This is a genomic window from Thalassomonas sp. RHCl1, from assembly GCF_947387555.1.
Lineage (GTDB): Bacteria > Pseudomonadota > Gammaproteobacteria > Enterobacterales > Alteromonadaceae > Thalassomonas.
In genome coordinates this window covers 19654-39417 of sequence record NZ_CANDNZ010000015.1, presented here as the reverse complement: position 1 = coordinate 39417, position 19764 = coordinate 19654, and the positions used below count along the sequence as shown (strand labels likewise).

The 19764-nt window shown below is 45.6% G+C and carries 19 protein-coding genes; 7 read left to right on the top strand and 12 right to left on the bottom strand.

Features of this window, described 5'->3' with window-relative positions; genetic code table 11:
- Window positions 1-15 precede the first annotated feature (15 nt).
- Both QL234_RS26865 and ccoG read right to left on the bottom strand, forming a co-directional pair.
- On the bottom strand, window positions 16-996 hold the full coding sequence (locus tag QL234_RS26865) for a serine/threonine protein kinase (RefSeq protein ID WP_281560840.1): 981 nt from the start codon (window positions 994-996) through the stop codon (window positions 16-18).
- Window positions 996-2402, bottom strand: coding sequence for a cytochrome c oxidase accessory protein CcoG (gene ccoG, locus QL234_RS26860; protein WP_281560929.1), 1407 nt, complete (start codon window positions 2400-2402; stop codon window positions 996-998). The genes QL234_RS26865 and ccoG overlap by 1 nt, the downstream gene beginning before the upstream one ends.
- A 175-nt stretch (window positions 2403-2577) precedes the next feature.
- Between ccoG and QL234_RS26855 the strand changes: the two genes are divergently transcribed.
- The gene (locus tag QL234_RS26855) at window positions 2578-2934 is read left to right on the top strand and encodes a hypothetical protein (protein WP_281560839.1); all 357 of its coding nucleotides are present in this window, start codon (window positions 2578-2580) and stop codon (window positions 2932-2934) included.
- 26 nt (window positions 2935-2960) lie between these two features.
- Here the strand turns inward: QL234_RS26855 and QL234_RS26850 are convergent, their stop codons facing one another.
- The 8 genes from QL234_RS26850 to QL234_RS26815 all read right to left on the bottom strand — a co-directional run bounded on the left by QL234_RS26850 (window position 2961) and on the right by QL234_RS26815 (window position 11912).
- Window positions 2961-3185: a formate dehydrogenase subunit delta gene (locus QL234_RS26850; protein ID WP_281560838.1), complete on the bottom strand. Its 225-nt coding sequence runs from the start codon at window positions 3183-3185 to the stop codon at window positions 2961-2963.
- A gap of 41 nt (window positions 3186-3226) precedes the next feature.
- On the bottom strand, window positions 3227-4054 hold the full coding sequence (fdhD, locus tag QL234_RS26845; RefSeq protein ID WP_281560837.1) for a formate dehydrogenase accessory sulfurtransferase FdhD: 828 nt from the start codon (window positions 4052-4054) through the stop codon (window positions 3227-3229).
- A 20-nt stretch (window positions 4055-4074) separates the two neighbouring features.
- Window positions 4075-6969, bottom strand: coding sequence for a formate dehydrogenase subunit alpha (gene fdhF, locus QL234_RS26840; protein ID WP_281560836.1), 2895 nt, complete (start codon window positions 6967-6969; stop codon window positions 4075-4077).
- Window positions 6966-8573, bottom strand: coding sequence for a formate dehydrogenase beta subunit (locus QL234_RS26835; protein WP_281560835.1), 1608 nt, complete (start codon window positions 8571-8573; stop codon window positions 6966-6968). The genes fdhF and QL234_RS26835 overlap by 4 nt, the downstream gene beginning before the upstream one ends.
- Complete coding sequence (locus QL234_RS26830; RefSeq protein WP_281560834.1) at window positions 8563-9075, bottom strand: formate dehydrogenase subunit gamma; 513 nt, start codon at window positions 9073-9075, stop codon at window positions 8563-8565. The genes QL234_RS26835 and QL234_RS26830 overlap by 11 nt, the downstream gene beginning before the upstream one ends.
- A 126-nt stretch (window positions 9076-9201) precedes the next feature.
- Entirely contained in the window at window positions 9202-10566 is a 1365-nt protein-coding gene (locus tag QL234_RS26825) for a formimidoylglutamate deiminase (protein WP_281560833.1), read from the bottom strand.
- Between the two features lie 5 nt (window positions 10567-10571).
- Window positions 10572-11372 carry an N-formylglutamate deformylase gene (gene hutG, locus QL234_RS26820; protein ID WP_281560832.1) on the bottom strand — a complete coding sequence of 267 codons (801 nt, stop codon included), beginning with the start codon at window positions 11370-11372 and terminating at the stop codon, window positions 10572-10574.
- A gap of 261 nt (window positions 11373-11633) precedes the next feature.
- The gene (locus QL234_RS26815; RefSeq protein WP_281560831.1) at window positions 11634-11912 is read right to left on the bottom strand and encodes a hypothetical protein; all 279 of its coding nucleotides are present in this window, start codon (window positions 11910-11912) and stop codon (window positions 11634-11636) included.
- 660 nt (window positions 11913-12572) lie between these two features.
- Here QL234_RS26815 and QL234_RS26810 point away from each other — a divergent pair.
- The 4 genes from QL234_RS26810 to QL234_RS26795 all read left to right on the top strand — a co-directional run bounded on the left by QL234_RS26810 (window position 12573) and on the right by QL234_RS26795 (window position 15901).
- Window positions 12573-12824: a hypothetical protein gene (locus QL234_RS26810; RefSeq protein ID WP_281560830.1), complete on the top strand. Its 252-nt coding sequence runs from the start codon at window positions 12573-12575 to the stop codon at window positions 12822-12824.
- Between the two features lie 174 nt (window positions 12825-12998).
- Window positions 12999-14153 (top strand): DUF3800 domain-containing protein, encoded by a 1155-nt coding sequence (locus QL234_RS26805; RefSeq protein ID WP_281560829.1) that lies wholly within the window; start codon window positions 12999-13001, stop codon window positions 14151-14153.
- 111 nt (window positions 14154-14264) lie between these two features.
- The gene (locus tag QL234_RS26800; protein ID WP_281560828.1) at window positions 14265-14714 is read left to right on the top strand and encodes a hypothetical protein; all 450 of its coding nucleotides are present in this window, start codon (window positions 14265-14267) and stop codon (window positions 14712-14714) included.
- Between the two features lie 119 nt (window positions 14715-14833).
- Entirely contained in the window at window positions 14834-15901 is a 1068-nt protein-coding gene (locus tag QL234_RS26795; protein WP_281560827.1) for an FRG domain-containing protein, read from the top strand.
- A gap of 201 nt (window positions 15902-16102) precedes the next feature.
- On the opposite strand, the gene QL234_RS26790 is transcribed toward QL234_RS26795, so the two are convergent.
- Entirely contained in the window at window positions 16103-16891 is a 789-nt protein-coding gene (locus QL234_RS26790) for a hypothetical protein (RefSeq protein WP_281560826.1), read from the bottom strand.
- Between the two features lie 118 nt (window positions 16892-17009).
- On the opposite strand from QL234_RS26790, the gene QL234_RS26785 reads away from it, so the two are divergent.
- Complete coding sequence (locus QL234_RS26785; RefSeq protein WP_281560825.1) at window positions 17010-17228, top strand: hypothetical protein; 219 nt, start codon at window positions 17010-17012, stop codon at window positions 17226-17228.
- Between the two features lie 342 nt (window positions 17229-17570).
- Here the strand turns inward: QL234_RS26785 and QL234_RS26780 are convergent, their stop codons facing one another.
- Window positions 17571-18569 (bottom strand): NADP-dependent oxidoreductase, encoded by a 999-nt coding sequence (locus QL234_RS26780; protein WP_281560824.1) that lies wholly within the window; start codon window positions 18567-18569, stop codon window positions 17571-17573.
- 162 nt (window positions 18570-18731) lie between these two features.
- Between QL234_RS26780 and QL234_RS26775 the strand changes: the two genes are divergently transcribed.
- Entirely contained in the window at window positions 18732-19637 is a 906-nt protein-coding gene (locus QL234_RS26775) for a LysR family transcriptional regulator (protein ID WP_281560823.1), read from the top strand.
- Window positions 19638-19764 lie beyond the last annotated feature (127 nt).

The following is a 19764-nucleotide window of genomic DNA, read 5'->3' as shown; positions in this document are numbered from 1 at the left end:
GCCTCAGATTTGGCCCTACATCCCCGGCACTAAACTTAGCGGCGGTTGCTGCAACATAGAAAACTGCTCTTTTAGCATTAAAATCTGCTGTTCCCAGTATTTCTCGGTATTGAACCAGGGGAAATTACGCGGGAAGGCAGGATCTTGCCAACGCTTACACAACCAGGCCATATAATTCACGATACGCATGGTGCGTAATGATTCTATCAAGACAAGCTGGTCAGTTTCAAATGTAAAAAACTCCTCATAGCCCATCAGCATAGTATCCAATTGTAACAATTGTTGTTGCCTGTCCCCGGATAACATCATCCACAGATCCTGGATAGCAGGGCCACTGCGGCAATCATCCAGATCGACAAAATGCGGGCCGTCGTCGGTCCACAAAATATTACCGGCATGACAATCGCCATGCAATCGTATTTCATGTGCCGGCTGGTACTGCTCGTCCGCCAGCGCCACCACCTGATCTAAAATAGTGAAAAAGGCATTATTTAACGTGTCGGGCACAAAACCGGAATTGAAAATAACCTGCTTTGCCTGGTGCAAAAACTCGTCGCTGTTAAAACCTGGCCGGGACTCAAAAGGCTGTTGCGCCCCCCGGGCATGGATACGGCCGACAAAACGTCCCATCCATTCCAGCTGATCCAGGTTATCCACCTCAAAGATGCGTCCACCCCGGCAAGGGTATACGGCAAAGTGATAACCCTTAAAATTAAACAGGCTTTCGCCATCGCGTTTTAGCGGGGCAACCACAGGCAGCTCGTCCTCCGCCAGCTCAAAACCAAAGGCATGCTCTTCGCGGATCTGGGTTTCACTCCAGCGCTGCGGCCGGTAAAACTTGGTCACATATTTTGTTTTTTGTTCATCATGAAACTGATAAACGCGGTTTTCGTAGCTGTTCAGGGGCAGCAAACCGCTGTCGGGATAAAAGCCGACACTCTCCAGACCGTCAAGGATCAGGTCCGGAGACAGGGTAGTAAAATCAAATACAGACATTAACGTTTATTAAAAAAGCGACTTTGTTGCTCTAGCTTAACATCACTGTCTGTTGAAATCTGCTCTACCACAAAGGAAATATCGGTAATAAACCCGGATAATTCATAGGGGTCGACGGCAATACTGATCGGCAAGGTATAAACATTTGCCGCTTTTACCGTCACTTCCTGATCCCCTATCCATTTGGCATTGGGGATACCCTTAACCGTCAACCGGTAAACATTGTCGGTTTGTGACTTATTGAGGATTTTCAGGGTATAAACATTTTCCACTTCGCCGCGAATATTTTCCCGGGCCAGGGCATTACGGTCGCGGATAATATCCAGCGACACCGGCACCCGGTTAACAATTTCCATCACCAATAAGCTGCTCATGATCACCAGCACCACGGCATAACCGATCAGTTTCGAGCGCACTAAATGCACCTTTTTCCCTTCCAGTTCATGCTCTGTGGTATAGCGGATCAAACCTTTGGCATAATTCATTTTCTCCATTACACCGTCACAGGCATCAACACAGGCACCACAGTTAATACATTCGTATTGCAAGCCGTTACGGATATCAATGCCCGTCGGGCACACCTGCACACATAAGTTACAGTCGATACAATCCCCTAATCCCAGCTTTTTCGGATCTTGCTTACGGGAGCGGGCGCCGCGGCTTTCACCGCGTTTGGCATCATAAGAAACGGTCACCGTGTCCTTATCAAACATTGCAGACTGGAAACGGGAATAAGGGCACATATGCAGACACATGATTTCCCGCATCCAACCGGCATTGCCGTAGGTACAAAAAGCGAAAAACCAGACGCAGGCAGCAGCGGCAAAGGAAGCATTAAAGGTAAAGAAATCAACAAATATTTCCTGCATCGGCACGAAATAACCGACAAAAGTCAGCGCGGTTAATACCGAAAAACCCAGCCAGCAAAAGTGTTTCAGTGCCTTGCGCCAGAACTTGTTGAAGTCCATTTTCTGGCTGTCGAGCTTTTTACGCTGGTTGGCGCTGCCTTCAATTTTTTCTTCAAACCAGATAAAGATAAAGGTCCATACCGTTTGCGGACAGAGGTATCCACACCACACCCGTCCCATAAAAGTGGTGACAAAAAACAGCAAAAACGCACTTAAGATAAATAACCAGGCGAGCAAGGTCAGATCCTGCGGCCAAAGGGTCAGCCCCCACAAGGTGAAGCGCTGCTCCATAATATCAAACAAAATCGCCTGATGGCCGTTATATTGCAGCCAGGGCAATAAGGTAAACGCCGCCAAAAAGAAAAAATTCATCTTTTGCCGCAATTGCTGGAAAAAGCCGGTAACTTTACGAACGTAGATCTGATCCCTGGGTTTGTAATTTTCGCTGCCGCTATGCTTGGCCGGATGTATCTTGATATTCTTTACCGGAATATGCATGGAGACATCTTTTTGCTTTTCATCTGGTTTCACGATAAATCCTTGAAAGTTCGGGAAGGTACGAAAACATGGGATTACTGGTCTATTACCACAATAACCCTATACTTAATTAAGATAATGTATTCTTAATGAAAATTGATTATCCTATCCTCAGGGCCGCATTATATTACATGCTATGAAAAAATTATTGATCTTAATCGTTGCCGGAGCATTATTTTTACATTTTAATCCACAACCTAGTGTGGAGGCCTGGTATCAGCAGCAGAAAGCTTTGGTGATAGAGATTTTTTCTAAAGGAACAGACACTAAGGTGAGATTAAAGGCGGCAAAGATTTATGATGATCTCCAACCGCAATTTTACAGTTTTTCCCCGGATGAACTCACTTATTTACAGAAAATCACCGCCAACCGGGAAGCGGTAAAGGCCTTCTATGAGGATTATTGCCAAAACCATCAGGATAATCCCAAGCTACATCCGAGCAACCTGACCAAGGTGTGCAAAACCGTTTATAACTACGAAGCATTTTTATAACCCCCCGGCCCTGCACTTAACAGCCGTTATTGCCCGGCTAAACGGGCAACCGCCTGAGCAGACAACTCAGATAATTCTTCACCGCCTTGCTGATAATATTCGATAATGTCCTGCTTCATCGACTTAGCCCAAAACAGTTGCAGGTGATTGACGATCTTCAGCACGGCTTCCTGCTCCGTAGACTGAAAACAGATATTGGCCGCGATCTGATTGACCATTTTGATCAGGTTATTCACTTTTGCCGAGGGCATATTTTCTCCTTCTCTATTTTCATCGGTGTATCTTCAATCTCTCAAGACAAAGGTTCAACGGCACTGTGATAAACCACCTGCCGCCCCTGCCGGGCAAAACCTATCAGGTTTAAATTTCCCGCCCGGGCCAGCTCTATCGCCTTACTGGTGGGGGCAGAAAAAGTCACCAGGTGATTAATACCGCAGCTAATGGTTTTATACACCATTTCATAACTGGCCCGGCTCGATGCCAGCACAAACCCCTGTCCGGCTGAAAAATCGGTTTGTGCCAGGGCACCGATTAGTTTATCCAGGGCATTATGGCGGCCAACATCTTCACGCAGCAGCGCCAGCTCGCCGTCATTGTGATAAAAAGCCGCACCGTGTACACCTCCCGACTGCCGGTTTAACACCTGCTCGCCGTTAAATCCGGTCACCGCCTTTTCTATCGACAAAAAATCCACCAGCGGCGCTTTGGGGAGGGCATCTGGCTGTTTAAACGCTTGCGCCAGCGACTCCACCCCGCATAAACCACAACCGCTGGTACCCGCCAAGGTTCTGCGTTGCTGTTTCAGCCGGGTAAAAAAGCGCGAGCTGATGGTTAAACAAATCTCTGTGCCGTTTTCCCTGTGGTAAATCTCGCAATCGAGTAAATCAGCCGCTTTGGTGATAATGCCCTCGGAAAGGCTAAAGCCGAGGGCAAAATCCACTAAATCCTGCGGTGTCGTCATCATCACCGCATGGGAGATACCGTTATACACCAGCGCCACCGCTTCTTCGGTGATCACGGTATCGGCTTGTGCCTTATCTGCCGCTTCCCCGGCCCGAATCACCCGGTTAACCTGCTGCAGCGGCAGCTTGTTATCCGAACCTTGATCCTTTTTATTCATCACCACAGTGCCCGCAAACCTTAATTGGCCTTAGCTGCCGGCGTTTTCGCCGCAACCAGATGCGCATGCTGCCTTTTGGAAAACTGCTTGTTGCGCTCTTGCCATTTCGACGGTGAAGTTACTTTTTCCACCTGCACCGCGGTAACCTTATATTCGGGACAGTTAGTCGCCCAGTCGGAATTATCCGTGGTCACCACGTTAGCGCCGCTTTCGGGATGATGGAAAGTTGTATATACCACTCCCGGCTGCATTCGGTCGCTGATTTGCGCCTTTAATACGGTATCACCGGCGCGGCTTTTAATGCCGAGCCAGTCACCTTCGTTGATGCCCCGCTCCTGGGCGTCATCGGGATGTATTTCCAGCACATCGCTGTCGTGCCACATCTGGTTGTCGGTGCGCCGGGTCTGGGCGCCGACATTATACTGGGACAAAATACGGCCCGTGGTCAGCAATAACGGGAATTTACGGTTGGCTTTTTCCTCGGTAGCCACATATTCGGTGACGGCAAAGGTTGCCTTGCCGATAGGGAAACTTTCCCTGTGCATTATCGGGGTACCGTCTGGCGCCTGTTCGTTACAGGGCCACTGGATGCTGCCCAACTGTTCCAGTTTGTCATAACTGACACCGGTAAAGGTCGGGGTTAATTGGGCAATTTCATCCATAATTTCAGACGGATGCTGATAACTCATCGGATAGCCAAGCGCCTCCGACAGCGCCATGGTCACCTGCCAGTCAGCCTTGCCGGATAACGGCGGCATAACCTGGCGTACCCGGTTGATACGGCGCTCGGCATTGGTAAAGGTGCCGTCTTTTTCCAGGAAAGAAGCGCCGGGTAAAAATACATGGGCAAATTTCGCGGTTTCGTTCAGGAAAATATCCTGCACGATCAAACATTCCAGCGACGACAACGCCAGCTGTACGTGCTGGGTATTGGGATCAGACTGGGCGATATCTTCACCCTGGCAGTAAAGCCCTTTAAAGCTGCCGTCGATGGCGGCATCAAACATATTGGGAATACGTAAACCGGGTTCAGGGTCTATTTCCACGCCCCAGTTTTGTTCAAACTTGGTCCTGAGTTCATCCTTGCTCACATGCTGGTAGCCCGGTAATTCATGGGGGAAAGAACCCATGTCACAAGAGCCCTGGACATTGTTTTGTCCCCGAAGCGGGTTAACACCAACGCCGTCACGACCGATATTGCCGGTCAGCAGCGCCAGGTTGGCAATGCCCATCACCATACTTGACCCCTGGGAATGTTCAGTTACCCCGAGACCATAATAAATCGCGGCATTGTTTGCCTTGGCATAGAGGCGTGCCGCCATCCTTAATTCTTCTGCCGCTATACCTGTGATATCGGCGGTATTTTCCGGGGAGTGACGGCTGTCGCTGATAAACTCACGCCATTTTTGATAATTTTCCTGCTGGCAGCGTTCATCAATAAAGCTTTGATCTTCCAACCCTTCTTCAACCACCACATAAGCCATTGCATTGATAAAGGCGACATTGGTACCCGGCCTTAACGCCAGGTGGTGATCAAGTTTAACATGCGGACTGATGCCAAGATCGATACGCCTGGGATCGGCAATAATAAGTCCTGCCCCCTGGCGCAAACGTTTTTTCAGCAAAGAACCGAATACCGGATGGGCGTCGGTAGGGTTGGCGCCGATCACCATCACCACATCGGCATCCATCACGGAATCGAAGGTCTGGGTACCGGCAGACTCCCCTAAGGTGGCTTTTAAGCCAAAACCGGTGGGCGAATGACACACCCGGGCACAGGTATCGGTATTGTTATTGCCAAAAGCTGCGCGAATAAGCTTTTGTACCAGATAGGTTTCTTCGTTGGTACAGCGAGAAGACGTGATACCGCCTATGCTGTCTTGACCATATTTTTGCTGGATGTTTTTCAGCTTGTCGGCAGCAAAAGTTATTGCCTCTTGCCAACTCACTTCCCGCCAGGGCTGATCTATGCTGTCACGGATCATTGGGCTGGTGATACGGTCTTTATGATTGGCATAACCAAAGGCAAAACGTCCCTTGACGCAAGAATGTCCCCGGTTTGCTTCGCCGCCTTTATAAGGCACCATACGGATCACTTCGGTGCCTTTCATTTCCGCCTTAAACGAACAACCGACACCGCAATAGGCACAGGTCGTGATCACGCTGTGCTCAGGTTGGCCCTGTTCGATCACGCTTTTTTCCATCAGGGTCGACGTCGGACAGGCCTGAACACAGGCACCGCAGGAAACACAATCGGAAGAAAGAAAATTATTGTCCGCCCCGGTAGAAACCTTGGAATCAAAGCCCCGGCCGTCAAGCGTTAAGGCAAAAGTGCCCTGTACTTCTTCACAGGCGCGCACGCAGCGGGAGCAAACGATACATTTGCTGGGATCAAAATGAAAATAAGGATTGGAGTCATCGCCCTTGGCATCAAGGTGGTTTTCACCGCTGAAACCATAGCGCACATCCCTTAAACCCACGGCCCCCGCCATATCCTGCAATTCACAATCGCCGTTGCTGGGACAGGTCAGACAATCCAGCGGATGGTCGGAAATATAAAGCTCCATAATATTACGGCGTAACTTGGCAATTTTTTTATTTTGCGTGGTTACCTGCATGCCCTCTCTCACCGGGGTGGTGCAGGAGGCTGGCATACCTTTCATGCCTTGAATTTCCACCGCACATAAACGGCAGGAGCCAAAGGCTTCCAGGTTATCGGAAGCACATAACTTGGGAATATTGATATTATTCAGGGCGGCGGCGCGCATCACCGAAGTGCCTTCTTCCACCGTCACCTCGCAGCCGTCGATTTCCAGCGTGACCTGGGGCAGGCTTTGCTGGTGGTTCAGCCGAACTGCCGGGGTGCCGAGATCTTTATCTTCAGGATGCTGTTTAGGATCATAATAGGAAATCATAGCTCTTGCTCCTGCTGTGCTTTGCCAGGGACAGCTTTAATCAAGTCATCAGGAAAATGTTCCATCACACTGCGCACCGGGTAAGGTGTCATGCCGCCCATGGCGCATAAGGATCCCAGCTCCATGGTGTCGCATAAATCGGTTAGCAGTTCCAGGTTTTGCTCCCGGTGATCGTCACCGATAATCTTATCGATCACTTCCACCCCGCGTACCGCGCCGATACGGCACGGCGTACATTTACCGCAGGATTCGATTTTGCAAAATTCCATGGCAAAACGCGCCTGCTTCGCCATATCGACACTGGTATCAAATACCACTACGCCGCCATGACCCAATACCGCATTATTGGCGGCAAAGGCTTCGTAATCGAGGGGCGTATGCCATTGTTCTTCTGGCAGATAAGCCCCCAAAGGACCGCCCACCTGGATTGCCTTGGCCGGTTTACCGCTAAAGGTGCCGCCGCCAAATTCAAACACCAGGTTATGCAAGGTTGCACCAAAAGCCAGCTCCACCAGACCACCTTGTTTGATATTACCGGCTAACTGCACCGGCAAGGTGCCGCGGGAGCGTCCCATGCCATAATCCCGGTAATATTCCCCGCCTTTGGCAAGGATCACCGGGATGGATGCCAGGGAAATAACATTGTTAACTATGGTGGGTAAACCAAATAAACCTTCAATCGCCGGCAACGGCGGTTTGGCGCGTACCAGACCCCGTTTACCTTCCAGGCTTTCCAGCAGGGAGGTTTCTTCACCGCAAATATAGGCACCGGCACCGAGTCTCACTTCCAAATCAAAGTGCTGGCCGCTGTCCTGAATATTTTCACCTAAATAGCCTTGGGCATAAGCGGTTTTTATTGCCTGATTGAGGATCTTATCCGCCTGCGGGTATTCGGAGCGCAGGTAGATATAACCCTGGTTTGCCCCCACCGCCAAACCGGCGATGACCATGCCTTCAATCAGGGTAAAGGGGTCCGCTTCCATCAGCAAACGATCGGCAAAAGTGCCGGAATCACCTTCATCGGCATTACAAACGATATATTTTTGCTCTGCTGGGGTATCAAGCACCGTTTGCCATTTTATTCCCGTGGGGAAAGCCGCGCCGCCCCGGCCACGTAAACCTGAGGTTTTTACTTCATCGACTATGCCCTGCGGGCCATTTGAGCCGGTTAAGGCCAAGGCCTGGTTCAGACCTTCAAAACCGCCGTGGGCCTGATAATCTTCAAGACTTAGCGGGTCAATAATCCCGGCACGGGCAAAGGTCAGCCTTTGCTGTTTGGCCAGATAAGGAATTTCTTCCGTTAACCCCAAATATAAAGGATGTTTGCCTGCAAATGCTTTACCTTCAGAAAAGTCGCCATGTGCTACCAGGGACTGAATCAGACCGGGCACATCTTCTGCTTCTACCGGACCAAAAGCAATACGCCCCCGGGCAGTTTCCACTTCCACTAACGGCTCAAGGTAAAACAAACCGCGAGAGCCGTTACGGATAATATCTACCGACAACCCGGCTTCCCGGCTTTGAAATTCGACTATGTTAGCAACTTCGTCTGCGCCCATGGCCAGGGCTGTGGTATCGCAGGGAATATAAATTTTAACGGGCATGGTTTTCTCCCTGTCCAAGTTCCACCACATAGGTAGACAGTTTATCCATCAACCGGCTGAACTTTTCGCCGCTCATGCGGCCATAAACACGCTCACCGACTTTAATCGAAGGGCCACAGGCACAATTGCCCAGGCAATAAACCGGCTCCAGACTAACGTTATTATCTTTAGTGGTCTGGTGGTAGTCTATGCCCAGTTTGCTTTTGATTTCCTGCTCTAAGGCCTCAGAGCCCATGGCCTGGCAAGCCTCCGCCCGGCAGATTTCCACCAGGTGGTTACCGGGTTTGTCCAGGCGGAAATGATGATAAAAACTGATCACGCCGTAAATCTCGGCGGCGGTCTGATTTAAACCGGCAGCAATTATGTCGATCGCCGCTTTGGGGATATAACCCAGCTGATCCTGGATATCATGTAATATCGGCAGCAGCGCTCCCGGCAAGGCTTTTTTGTCAGAGACGGACTTGGCCACCACCTGATATTGCTGTTCACTTAATTTCGTCATCACTCTCTACCGCCCGCTACTCTTTACCGTCTACTTTTACCGTCAACTCTTTACCCAAAAAATGCAGGTGCCGTTTCCCTACCTGCTGCCCGGTGTAATCCTTCAGCCAATAAACCTCTGGCTATGCTAATTAGACAGGTTTGCCAGCAAGTCCGCAAAGGCATCTGCGGCACTTTGCTCATGTTCATGCTGACGGTTTTGCACCCGCCACTGGCCATTAACCATCACGTCCCTGACAGGATTTTTCTGGCTGGCAAAAACCAGGCTATCAAGGATATTGTGCGCCGAATTGGCAAAAAGTCGAGTATCTTGTGAGTCTAACACCAATAAATCGGCCTGCTTGCCCAGCGCCAGTTCACCGGTATTGCTGTTGGTGCTCTGGGCACCGCCTTTTGCCGCCCGCTGCCATAAATTCAAACCGGTAGAAGGCTGCTGCTCATCCGCCAAAATCGCCCTCTGCTGCTTGATCAGCCGCTGGGCATATTCAAGCCAGCGCAACTCTTCAATAGGATTAACCGAGATATGGCTGTCTGAGCCGATGGCAAAAGTGCCCTGCTCCGCCAAAAATTCCGTGGTCGGGAAAATACCGTCACCCAGGTTGGCTTCCGTGGTAGGACAGATACCGGCAATCGCCTTGCTGTTGATAATACCCTTGCGTTCCTGTTCGTCGATATGGGTGGCGTGGATCAGACACCAGTGCTGATCCAGCTCCATATTATCCAGCAACCACTGTACCGGCCGCTGACCATAATGGGCCAGGCAGTCGTTCACTTCTTTTTGCTGCTCGGCAATATGGATATGTACCGGCGCTTTGTTATCCAGACTGCGCACATGGACCACCGCCTGCTGCAGCGCCTCTTTATCTACCGCACGCAATGAATGGGGAGCAATACCGACATTAGCATTCTCATACTGTGTACTTAAACCGAAGCAATCACTTACCAACTGATTAAACTGGTCGACAGAATTGATAAAACGTTTCTGCCCTTCGTTCGGCGCCAGCGGGCCAAAACCGCTGAAACAATACAATACCGGCAGCATGGTCAGGCCGATGCCCGAGGTTTGCGCCGCATTGAAAATGGCCTTGGCCATCTGTGCCAGCTCGGGATAATTTTCGCCGTCAATGTCATGATGCAGGTAATGAAATTCCGCCACCCGGGTATAACCCATTTTCAGCATTTCGATATAAAGCTGGCTGGCGATCACCTCGGCATTTTCCGCCGTCAGCTGACCGAGGAATTTATACATGATGTTGCGCCAGGTCCAGAAGCTATCTTTGCCTTCGCTGCCCTGCTCGCTAAAACCGGCAAAGGCACGCTGGAACGCATGGGAATGACAGTTGACCATGCCCGGGATCACAGGCCCTGCGGCGCGCTCAGCCCCTTCAAGACAACCTGATTCGATACTGCTGATAACACCGTCTTCTATGATTAAAGTTTTATCCTGTGCCCAGCCGTCTGCCAGCAGGACTTTTTCCGCGTAAAGTTTCATAGTGATTATTTCTCCTGTCCCGGCTGCTGGGCAAAGTCGATTAAAGCCGATACCAGGGCTTGCAGCTTAGGTTTCACCTCAGCCGCCAGGGTTTCGTTATATTCAGGGCTGGGTTCATTCATATAGGTACGTTGCGATAATTCCAGCTGCAAGGCGTGTACATCCTGCTCCGGCTGGCCAAAGTGCCGGGTAATAAAACCACCTTTAAAGCGGCCGTTCGACACCATGGAATAAGGGGCGTAATCAAGCGACTGCACTTGCTCCAACATTTCAGGCGTACAACTGGCACCATTGGCAGTGCCAAAGTTGAAATCAGGCAACTGGCCTTCGAAAAACCTCGGTACATGGGAAAGAATAGAATGAGCTTCAAGCAATACCGCCCGGCCAAACTGCCCTTTGATTTCCGCCAGGGTGTCGGCAAGTGCCTGGTGATAAGGCTGCCAGTAAGTTTTGATACGACGCTGGATTTCATTTTCATCCGGCGTTTTGCCGTCAAGATACAAAGGTGATAAATCAAAGCCGGTAGTGGGACACAATTCGGTGCTGTTTGCCCCCGGATAAAGATCCACGCCATCCGGGTCACGGTTTAAATCAATCACGTAGCGGTTATATTCCGGCATGATGATATAAGCGCCCATGGCCTTGGCAAAATCATACAACTTATCCTTATGCCAGTCGGTATCCGGCACCTTAAGCGCCGAAGGCACCATAGTATCGGCAATATCCTGTGGAATTTTTTCACCGTTGTGCGGCATGCTGATCAACAAAGGAACTGTGCCTTTGATCAAGGTATAAGTGGATGACATTTCAGGGCTCCGCCTAATTGTATATACAAGTTGTACATTTAATTTATCATGTATCAAGTATGAGCTCAAATAGGGAATATGATCTCATGGTTTTTGCCCGGCCAAAGGAATGGCTAAAACCATGGTGAACTGCTGCTTTGAACATTTGATACCTGCTGAAAAGCCGGGTGAGTTTGTGGCAGAGAGCGAAGCTATTCAGGGGCGGCATCAGGCGGCTGATATGGCAATAACCCCAACCGCCCTTTTCCTTACTTGCCCTGACTATTCACGCTTGAGCGCGCATAAGCCATCGTGGATGCTGTTTATTTTATCCCGGTAGCTTCTGACCTGCATTTTCAAACGATAACTCACATACCATATCCCCTCACTGGTTGGCGGGGTGATACACTCCGGCTCGCGGGCAACAGCGGCAAAAGCATCACAGAGAAAAGAGTATTCATCGCTGAATTTGCTAAAGTCGTCACAAAGTTCGAGACTCTCGCTCAACAGCTGAGCTCTTTTGGCCTCATAATCCTGGGATGTTGCATTTGATTCAGACATGATACCGGCCTCCCTTGATGACGAGCGGCGCACAGCTGCCGGCAAAGTCACGATTGCTTGCATTCATTGCCGGTGGGCGTGGGCAGACACGTGTATTTTCTGTTAAAGAAACTTTAACCGAGTGAAACTCTGGCATATCATTAGAGTTAGCCATGATGGATACCTCGTATATCTGTTGCGGTTAGCTGCCTCTGGATGTTGCCACATTCAGGGGTAGCGCTTAATTGTTCACTTGCTCTTTGTTTGCCAGTAAAGAAAATACCTCCTGTGTTTATTAATAATTACCTTCATTTTTAGTACAAAAAACGGGATAAATCCGACTGTGCTGACAAATAATATTTTAGTGATTTATAGATACTGTATGAATAACTGTACAAAGATATAACCAATTAAAAAGCAGTTGTGTTTATCTCGTACATGGCAAATCGATGCTGTGCATTTATGCAAACAAGGTGTTGTTTATAAGGTGTTTTGTTAGACGGAGAAAAGTCGTATTTCACTTATTTCTTTAATATTCAAAATAAGAGTGAAGAAGTTGAACTAATGAGATAATCTGTTTATTTTACAGTTCATTAAATTCAGTAAAGACGACAAAATCTCGTGGTTAACTACGACATTTTGTCGCCTGTTAAGCTGTTATAACTGCAAGGAGTCGCATAGATGTCTCTGTATTTAACTATGTTTGATGATGGTGATGAGGTTGAGTATGGACTCACGTTTTCTAAATCTGATGCTGAGAAGATTTTAGAGGTAGAACTAGAGGATGTTATCGAACTAACAAGTATTGGTGGTAGTGTCCGGTTGACTGATAACAATATTTTAGTTGTTCATTACAAGAACGGCTCTCGTGGGCATGGCTCTATCTACACTGACTACTTTAAGGTTTGTGACCAAATTAATGAACAGTTATAACAAGTGCAGCCATCGGATTCGCTACGCTCTCCACTGCTGCAAGCGTTATGTCCCTGAGGATTTCTACCCTTGATTAACTATCAGAAAATTAGAAGAAAGCATCCAGACATAGTCACATATAGGGCAGTATCAGGAAGAATTCGCAGGAATAGTCGAAATAGAAAAGGAATTAGTATGGATTTGACAAAGGATAAAACAAACGCAATTTTACATTTTGATGAGTCTGGGTTTACGGGTAACAACCTCCTTCATAAGCAACAAAAGATATTTTGCTACGCCTCAATTGAATGCCCACATCAAGAGGCTCAGGATTTTGTGGAGTACATCATTAAAAAATACAGAATTCAAAATGGTGAAATAAAAGGGGGTAAATTATTAAAAGGTGTAAAGGGGAAAAGAGCAGTTGATGAAATAATTCAAAACTTTAAAGGTAGGTTTAAAGTTTCTGTCTCTGACAAGAAATATGCCTTAGCTGGTAAGTTTTTTGAATATATATTTGAACCAGCTATCCAGAGCGTAAATTCTATATTTTACAATATCAATTTCCATCGTTTTATAAGTAACATGCTTCATGTGGAATTAAGCGTCCGAGGCGCGATGGCCGAAGAGATATTTGAAGACTTCGAAAATCTGATGAGAACTGGGGATTTTGAAGGGCTTAAAGCACTATTTTCATCATCCAAAGACGAAGGTATATCTCCAGTTTTGGAGCAAATATGTGACTTTGCTATCCATAACAAAGAAGCTGTAGTCGAAGAACTAGATGGTTATGTTGGTAGTGGTGCAGGAAAATGGGTGCTGGATTTAACAAATACAGCACTTTTTAGCCTGCTGGCTGAATGGGGGCAAGAATACGATCAATTAACGGCTTATTGCGATCAATCAAAGCCATTGAGTGAAGATCAAGAAATTTTCAATGTCATGATCAATAGGGAAGACAAGAAATATTCGCATGTTGCAGGCATGGATTCTCCTATTACCTTTAATCTAAGGGAGCCTCTTAACTTAGTAGATTCAAAAATTGTTCATGGAGTTCAACTTGCTGATGCAATAGCCGGGGCATTTGCCTATGCATGTGACAACGAAAATCAAGACGAATATGCAAAGAAATGGAGAGGCATGATTGAAGAGCATGTTATCTTTGGCAGTGTATTCCAGGACTATGACCATCTAGATTTAAGTAAACTAGAAGTGCAGAGAAATGCTATTTTGCTTCAGGAGCTTACTGAACGGAGTAAAAATGGCCATAGCTTAACTGAAGCTATAGGAGAGTACATTCAGTTCATTACCATGGCTCTTAGGGAGAATCCTCTTGAGCTACAGACATAACAAGGCGCTGCTATCGGACAATTTTTCCGCTGCGCTCTAAAATTGCCGCAGAGCGCGTCGTTAGGCTTTAAGTTATATACGTGCTCTATTAAATAGATTGATTTTAATTAAATGACAGAAGCTGAAAAAAACGAACAATTTTTCGAATTGTGGTGTAAGTATGAAGATATGACTGTGCATTTTAACGGAATAATATTAAAACTGAGAATACAAGCACTTGCTCTACTTTCTATCTTGATGACCACCATAGGGATAATTGCTAAAAACTCCGATAAAGTACCTTTTATATTTTTAATTTTTATGTTCCTTACATTGTGTATATTTTGGATCGCGATATGGCTTTTAGATATCAAATATTACAATAAAATTTTAAATGCTAATGTGGATGCTTTGGTGAAGCTGGAAGGCGAGAATAAAAACCACATAATACACCCCATTTTAAGTACAGCTATACGTAATAAGGTTAAAAGTAGTTTATATCCCAATTTATTTTATATTCTCGGTTCACTACCGATTTTTATCGGTTTGTTCTGGTCTTTTAAAAAATATGTATGTGTGTAAAAACCTAACAAGTGCCTATTATGGGAATTTTAATTACCAGCCGCTTCGCGTCTAAACGGTAATAAAAATACCCAAAAGCAAGCGTTATATTTTCAATCGAGTTATAAGGAACATTTGAAGTGCCAATTGAGTCAGTTGGAGATTTCCTAAAAATAGTAAAACAATGCTATAACAATGAGTCACAAGCTTTTTTTAGGGGACAGAGTTCTTCTAAATATGACATAAGCTCTTCTATTTATAGATTTATAAACAACAACAAATCAGGTAATGAACCAGATAACTTTGGGTATAGATTAGCCAGAGAATTATTTCTAAATTTCAGTAAAAATATGCCAATTTATTCAGAAATTCATGAGCTAGAGAATTACGAGCTAAATGAACTTGATTTACTAATGGTTGCTCAACATTATGGTTTATCGACTCGGCTAATAGATCTAACAAAAAACCCATTAGTAGCTTTATTCTTCGCAACTGAATCTGCCAAAAAGGATAATGACTGCTCTATCTTTATGCTATTTAACAGTCATAAAAATCCTACCGCAGTATCAAGTAGCAATGACTTGTTCATGTCAATCAAGCAAGAACAAAAAAATCTTTCCTCAATGGCTGAAATTTATGAAAGAAAGAGCTTGAGTAAATCTGATATAGATCTCGCACATGAATTTCATCAACTAACAAATAATAGTGATGCATTTATACCGGATAGTCTTATCCCACCTATAATGCTGCATGATAAGCTTCATTCAAGAGCAATGGGTATGCTAGCTTTAACTAATCCACAAAAAGCTGAATTAGCTGATCGAGTCCTTAATACTGAAAGAGTTAACTACATTAAAGGAATCGCAACTGTAACTTTACATAATCCAAACAGTTTTATCATAGAGCCATTACCAATAAATCCAAGAATTAGAAATCAACAGGGTGTACTTCTTTTTTCTAAAGATATCGAAAATGTTGAATATAGTGCCTCAGATTTTAATGAGTCTAATACTATAGCAGACATATCAGAGTTAAAAAGGGTTGATAATTCAGCAGGTATCATTCGTATTGACATACAGTATGAACATGCAAAGGCAATACATGAGGAATTGAAACTTTACGGTATTACTGAAGATTTTATCTATCCAGAAATCACCACATATACAAAGGTTCTTCATAAAAAAGTACTTGCCAAAGTGAAAATATAACAAGTAAATCCAGGTGACGCCTACGGCGCACCTGATTTAGGCGTTAAATGTTTTTTGGTTTATAACAGATAATCGAACTGATGCCAGTAATTATATTTCCTATAGCTTTTGTTATTGGAAGTTTGAATTTATTCAGAGATATCTATTTCCTAATGAAAGCACTTCAAAATACAATTGATGGAGCATTCAATAAAACACAAACTACATTTTATCTTTTAGTGCTTTTTCAAGTACTGTGTTAATGACTTTAGCCGCTTTTCGCTTTGATTTATGATCAGGGTGTAAGCCATCCCCCATATGGTCAAATTCTTGCCATGCATCAATAACTGTTACGCCATCAAGGTTATGAACATATTCTTGGAAAGTATCTTGGATCAGTTGATAACCTTGCTCATCAACCATTGCAAAACCAGGAATAACGTCTGAAAATATTTGCTCTGTTAATGGGAAGTCTAGATCATCGTAACTTGGAGCACGTACAATAAAAACCTTAACGTTATTACTTTGCAGGTAATTTATTGTATCAAGTGTATTGTTTATTGAAGCGCTAATAACGTCACTTTGACTTGGACACAAACCTGCTAAGGTATGTTTGCAGTCATTAAATGAAAATATAACCGCGGCTTTCATATGTGTACCGTCAGCCCATTGTGTGGTGTGCTCTACCAATTCTTGCGCTTGTTGTAACATTGATTTAAAGCCATTAGCACCACCGCTGGTGGCACCACCTTCAGCATTTTCTCGATACACTAAGCCTTTTGCTTTTGTGATGGTTGTCGCTTTTAAATAGTCGGCAATACCGCGGTAAGATGAACCATTTAAACTGGTTAAACCTACGGTGTTATGTATTGATGCTTCCGGGTCAACATAACTCGCACCGATCAGACCAACAACTGGGTTATTAACATCAACGATTATGTTGTCTTTAGAAAATGCAGAAAAAGTTGTTAATGAAGCTAGTAGTGTTACGGTTAATAATTTTTTATGCATGTTATACATCCTTTTTATGAAGTTATTCAAAGGATTATAGTTTTCTCAATTAAAAGTCAATATTTATTTTTTCTTTAGTGATTTTAAAAGCGTGGAGGTTACAAGCATGGACACCTGTATGACAAACATCACCAGCTCTGCTGTTAATGTCAGGGTTACCTTCTTTAAGCATGATGGCACTGCTTTGACTGAAGCAGATACAGCGGAGAATTACACTGGAGGTATCATCAGAGGAAGTTCCAACGCTACTGGCTATAAAAATCACACCGCACCATCAGGTAAAACAGTTATCTTTACCATACCGGCAGGGCAACAACCTGGTTGTATTGATTGCTGAAGCAGCGGAATACGGCTCAGCAAAAAATAATCGTTCCTATCATCCTATTAATAATGGTTTGCCATTCTAGCCATGGATAACAAGATGGTTAAATCTAGTTGAAAGTAAATGAAGGAGGTCAGTAATTCTTTATATTACACCTAAGTTAAACTTGCTCTACCGGGCATCGCCTTATCACCACTCTGGGCGGTGACTTATTTCACAAGACAGGACAAATATAAAAGGTCGATGTGTAAAGCTATAAATAAATGAAACGGTCAAACTATAAGCGCCTATTTTGGAAATAGCAGCCTTAAACACAGAGCACCTTGCCGCCAAGATGCTCTGTTCATTTAACTCAGACTACAATCGAACAATCAGCTTACCTTTGTTGCCACCTGTGGTAAGTAAATTCAATCCGGATATGGCTGACTCTAAACCATCTAGCACATGCGAGCGGTGTTTGATTTTGCCTTCCATCACGTATGGTGCAAATTTCTCCAATAGCGCTGGGGAGTTATGGAAATGGTCTGTCATCACAAAGCCTTGAACGGTTAAACGCTTTTTAATGACATTGATCCAGCTTGGGGCTGCTCGGTATTCGCCATTTTCATAATCTGCGATCAGGCCGCAAACAACAATACGGCCATGTTCGTTCATTCTGTTGTAAATAAGGTGCTGTACGGGGCCGCCAGTATTCTCGAAAAATAGGTCAATGCCTTTAGGTGTCAGGGCCGCTAACTGAGTATCGAGGTCATCAGACTTATAGTTGATTGCACCATCAAACCCCAGTTCTTTAACGATCCAATCTGCTTTTTCTTCACTGCCGACAATGCCTATCACTCGCAGGCCCTCTGCTTTTGCCAATTGCCCTACAATAGAGCCAACAGCGCCTGCGGCACCTGTAACCACAAGTGTTTCACCCGCTTTGGGCTGACCCACATTAAAAAGTCCATGGGTTGCTGTTAATCCAGGCAAGGCAAATACAGACAAGACATCCGCATCCGGAAGGGGCGAGTCCACCTTGTCCAGCCCTTCCCCATTGCTTAAGAAATATTCTTGCCAGCCCATCATGCCTGTAACGCGATCACCTACCTTAAAGTCAGGGTGACTGGACTCAACCACTTCACCAATACCAAAGCTGCGCATTACACTACCTAGCTCTACCGGTGGAATATAGCTTTCGGTGTCCGCATTCATCCAACCAAACATTGCAGGATCAAGGGACATGTGGTTTTGTTTAACCAGTAATTCACCCTCCTTTATGCTGGGTTTGTCCAATTTCACCGTTTGGAAAAAGTCAGCACTGATAGCGCCACTTTCATGGTGCTTAATTAGATTAATTGCAGTATTGGTCGTCATAATGAATATCCTCAGATCTTACTTTTGCTTTCATCACTTTTTGATGACTAAGCCGTGTTTGAAACAATAGAAATATGCTAAGTTATAATTTTTGGAGGATATAGAGGCCATTTTGGGTTTCTTTGTTGCCTAAAAGACACTAATAGCGAGGTGATATTGCAAATGGATGAGCTTCGGGCTTTAAAGTATTTTGTGAAAATTGTTGAGTTAGGCAACTTTAATAAAGCAGCGGCTTTCTTTTCTGTACCTTCTTCATCTTTATCTCGACGTGTTGCCAGCCTGGAAGAAAGTCTGGGGGCGACGCTTTTAAAACGCACCACACGGGTTGTACAACCAACAGAAGTGGGTCGCGAATATTATCAGCAGGTCAGTGAAGTACTCGGTCAGCTGGAGAAAAGTAATGAGCTGGTGAAAAGTTACCAAACGAAACCGAGTGGTAAGTTATCGATCAGTGCCATGGTCGGTGTGGGTGAGCGTATTCTATTTCCGCTATTGGACGAACTGGGTGAGCTATACCCGGATCTGGTTATGGAGGTTCATTTAAGTGATGAATTAGCGGCTTTTAGTTACGACGAGGTAGATATCGCCATTCGTGGTGGTCATGCACCAAATGAGCGGGTAGTTGCTTTGCCGTTAATTGACAATACTTTTTATCCGGTTGCTTCTCCTGACTACCTGGCGCGTATGGGCACGCCAAAAACACCGTTAGATCTGCCTCAGCATAAAGGGCTTTATTATCGTATGCCTACTGGTCCTAACCCCTGGTTGTGCCAGATTGACGGTCAATGGCGCGACGTATCAGCACCTGCGGTGGTGATCAGCAATGGTGATGAGTGGCTACTAAGAAAGGCGGTTGAAGGTGAAGGTATTGTGATGATGCCGCGATGGATACTTAAGCCTTATATTGAGCGGGGGGAGCTGGTAGAAATAGACATTAATCCAGCCGTGAGTATTACCCAAAAACCGGGGCTGGCTATTTACCTGCTTTATCAAAAACAGCGATATCATGTGCCCAAAATCAAAGTCGCGGTGGATTTTTTAGTGGAGCGGATTAAAGGCCACTATTAAGTTGCAGGCGCATCATTATCCTAAGGCCAAAGTGGGACATGCTATTAATCAATTACATGCAATTGGTGAATTATAACCGGCTATTTGCACTTGGGTGTTGAACAGGTAGACTGGGCGGTGGCTTAAA

Bases quoted from the DNA above. Each gene is read 5' to 3' on its own strand.
- QL234_RS26785 (WP_281560825.1), top strand. From the start codon at position 17,010: ATGACAAACATCACCAGCTCTGCTGTTAATGTCAGGGTTACCTTCTTT.
- QL234_RS26830 (WP_281560834.1), bottom strand. From the start codon at position 9,075: ATGACGAAATTAAGTGAACAGCAATATCAGGTGGTGGCCAAGTCCGTC.
- hutG (WP_281560832.1), bottom strand. From the start codon at position 11,372: ATGTCATCCACTTATACCTTGATCAAAGGCACAGTTCCTTTGTTGATC.
- QL234_RS26810 (WP_281560830.1), top strand. From the start codon at position 12,573: ATGTCTCTGTATTTAACTATGTTTGATGATGGTGATGAGGTTGAGTAT.
- QL234_RS26855 (WP_281560839.1), top strand. From the start codon at position 2,578: ATGAAAAAATTATTGATCTTAATCGTTGCCGGAGCATTATTTTTACAT.
- QL234_RS26790 (WP_281560826.1), bottom strand. From the start codon at position 16,891: ATGCATAAAAAATTATTAACCGTAACACTACTAGCTTCATTAACAACT.
- QL234_RS26825 (WP_281560833.1), bottom strand. From the start codon at position 10,566: ATGAAACTTTACGCGGAAAAAGTCCTGCTGGCAGACGGCTGGGCACAG.
- QL234_RS26780 (WP_281560824.1), bottom strand. From the start codon at position 18,569: ATGACGACCAATACTGCAATTAATCTAATTAAGCACCATGAAAGTGGC.
- QL234_RS26815 (WP_281560831.1), bottom strand. From the start codon at position 11,912: ATGTCTGAATCAAATGCAACATCCCAGGATTATGAGGCCAAAAGAGCT.
- fdhD (WP_281560837.1), bottom strand. From the start codon at position 4,054: ATGAATAAAAAGGATCAAGGTTCGGATAACAAGCTGCCGCTGCAGCAG.
- QL234_RS26800 (WP_281560828.1), top strand. From the start codon at position 14,265: ATGACAGAAGCTGAAAAAAACGAACAATTTTTCGAATTGTGGTGTAAG.
- QL234_RS26850 (WP_281560838.1), bottom strand. From the start codon at position 3,185: ATGCCCTCGGCAAAAGTGAATAACCTGATCAAAATGGTCAATCAGATC.
- QL234_RS26865 (WP_281560840.1), bottom strand. From the start codon at position 996: ATGTCTGTATTTGATTTTACTACCCTGTCTCCGGACCTGATCCTTGAC.
- QL234_RS26805 (WP_281560829.1), top strand. From the start codon at position 12,999: ATGGATTTGACAAAGGATAAAACAAACGCAATTTTACATTTTGATGAG.
- fdhF (WP_281560836.1), bottom strand. From the start codon at position 6,969: ATGATTTCCTATTATGATCCTAAACAGCATCCTGAAGATAAAGATCTC.
- QL234_RS26835 (WP_281560835.1), bottom strand. From the start codon at position 8,573: ATGCCCGTTAAAATTTATATTCCCTGCGATACCACAGCCCTGGCCATG.
- QL234_RS26775 (WP_281560823.1), top strand. From the start codon at position 18,732: ATGGATGAGCTTCGGGCTTTAAAGTATTTTGTGAAAATTGTTGAGTTA.
- ccoG (WP_281560929.1), bottom strand. From the start codon at position 2,402: ATGCATATTCCGGTAAAGAATATCAAGATACATCCGGCCAAGCATAGC.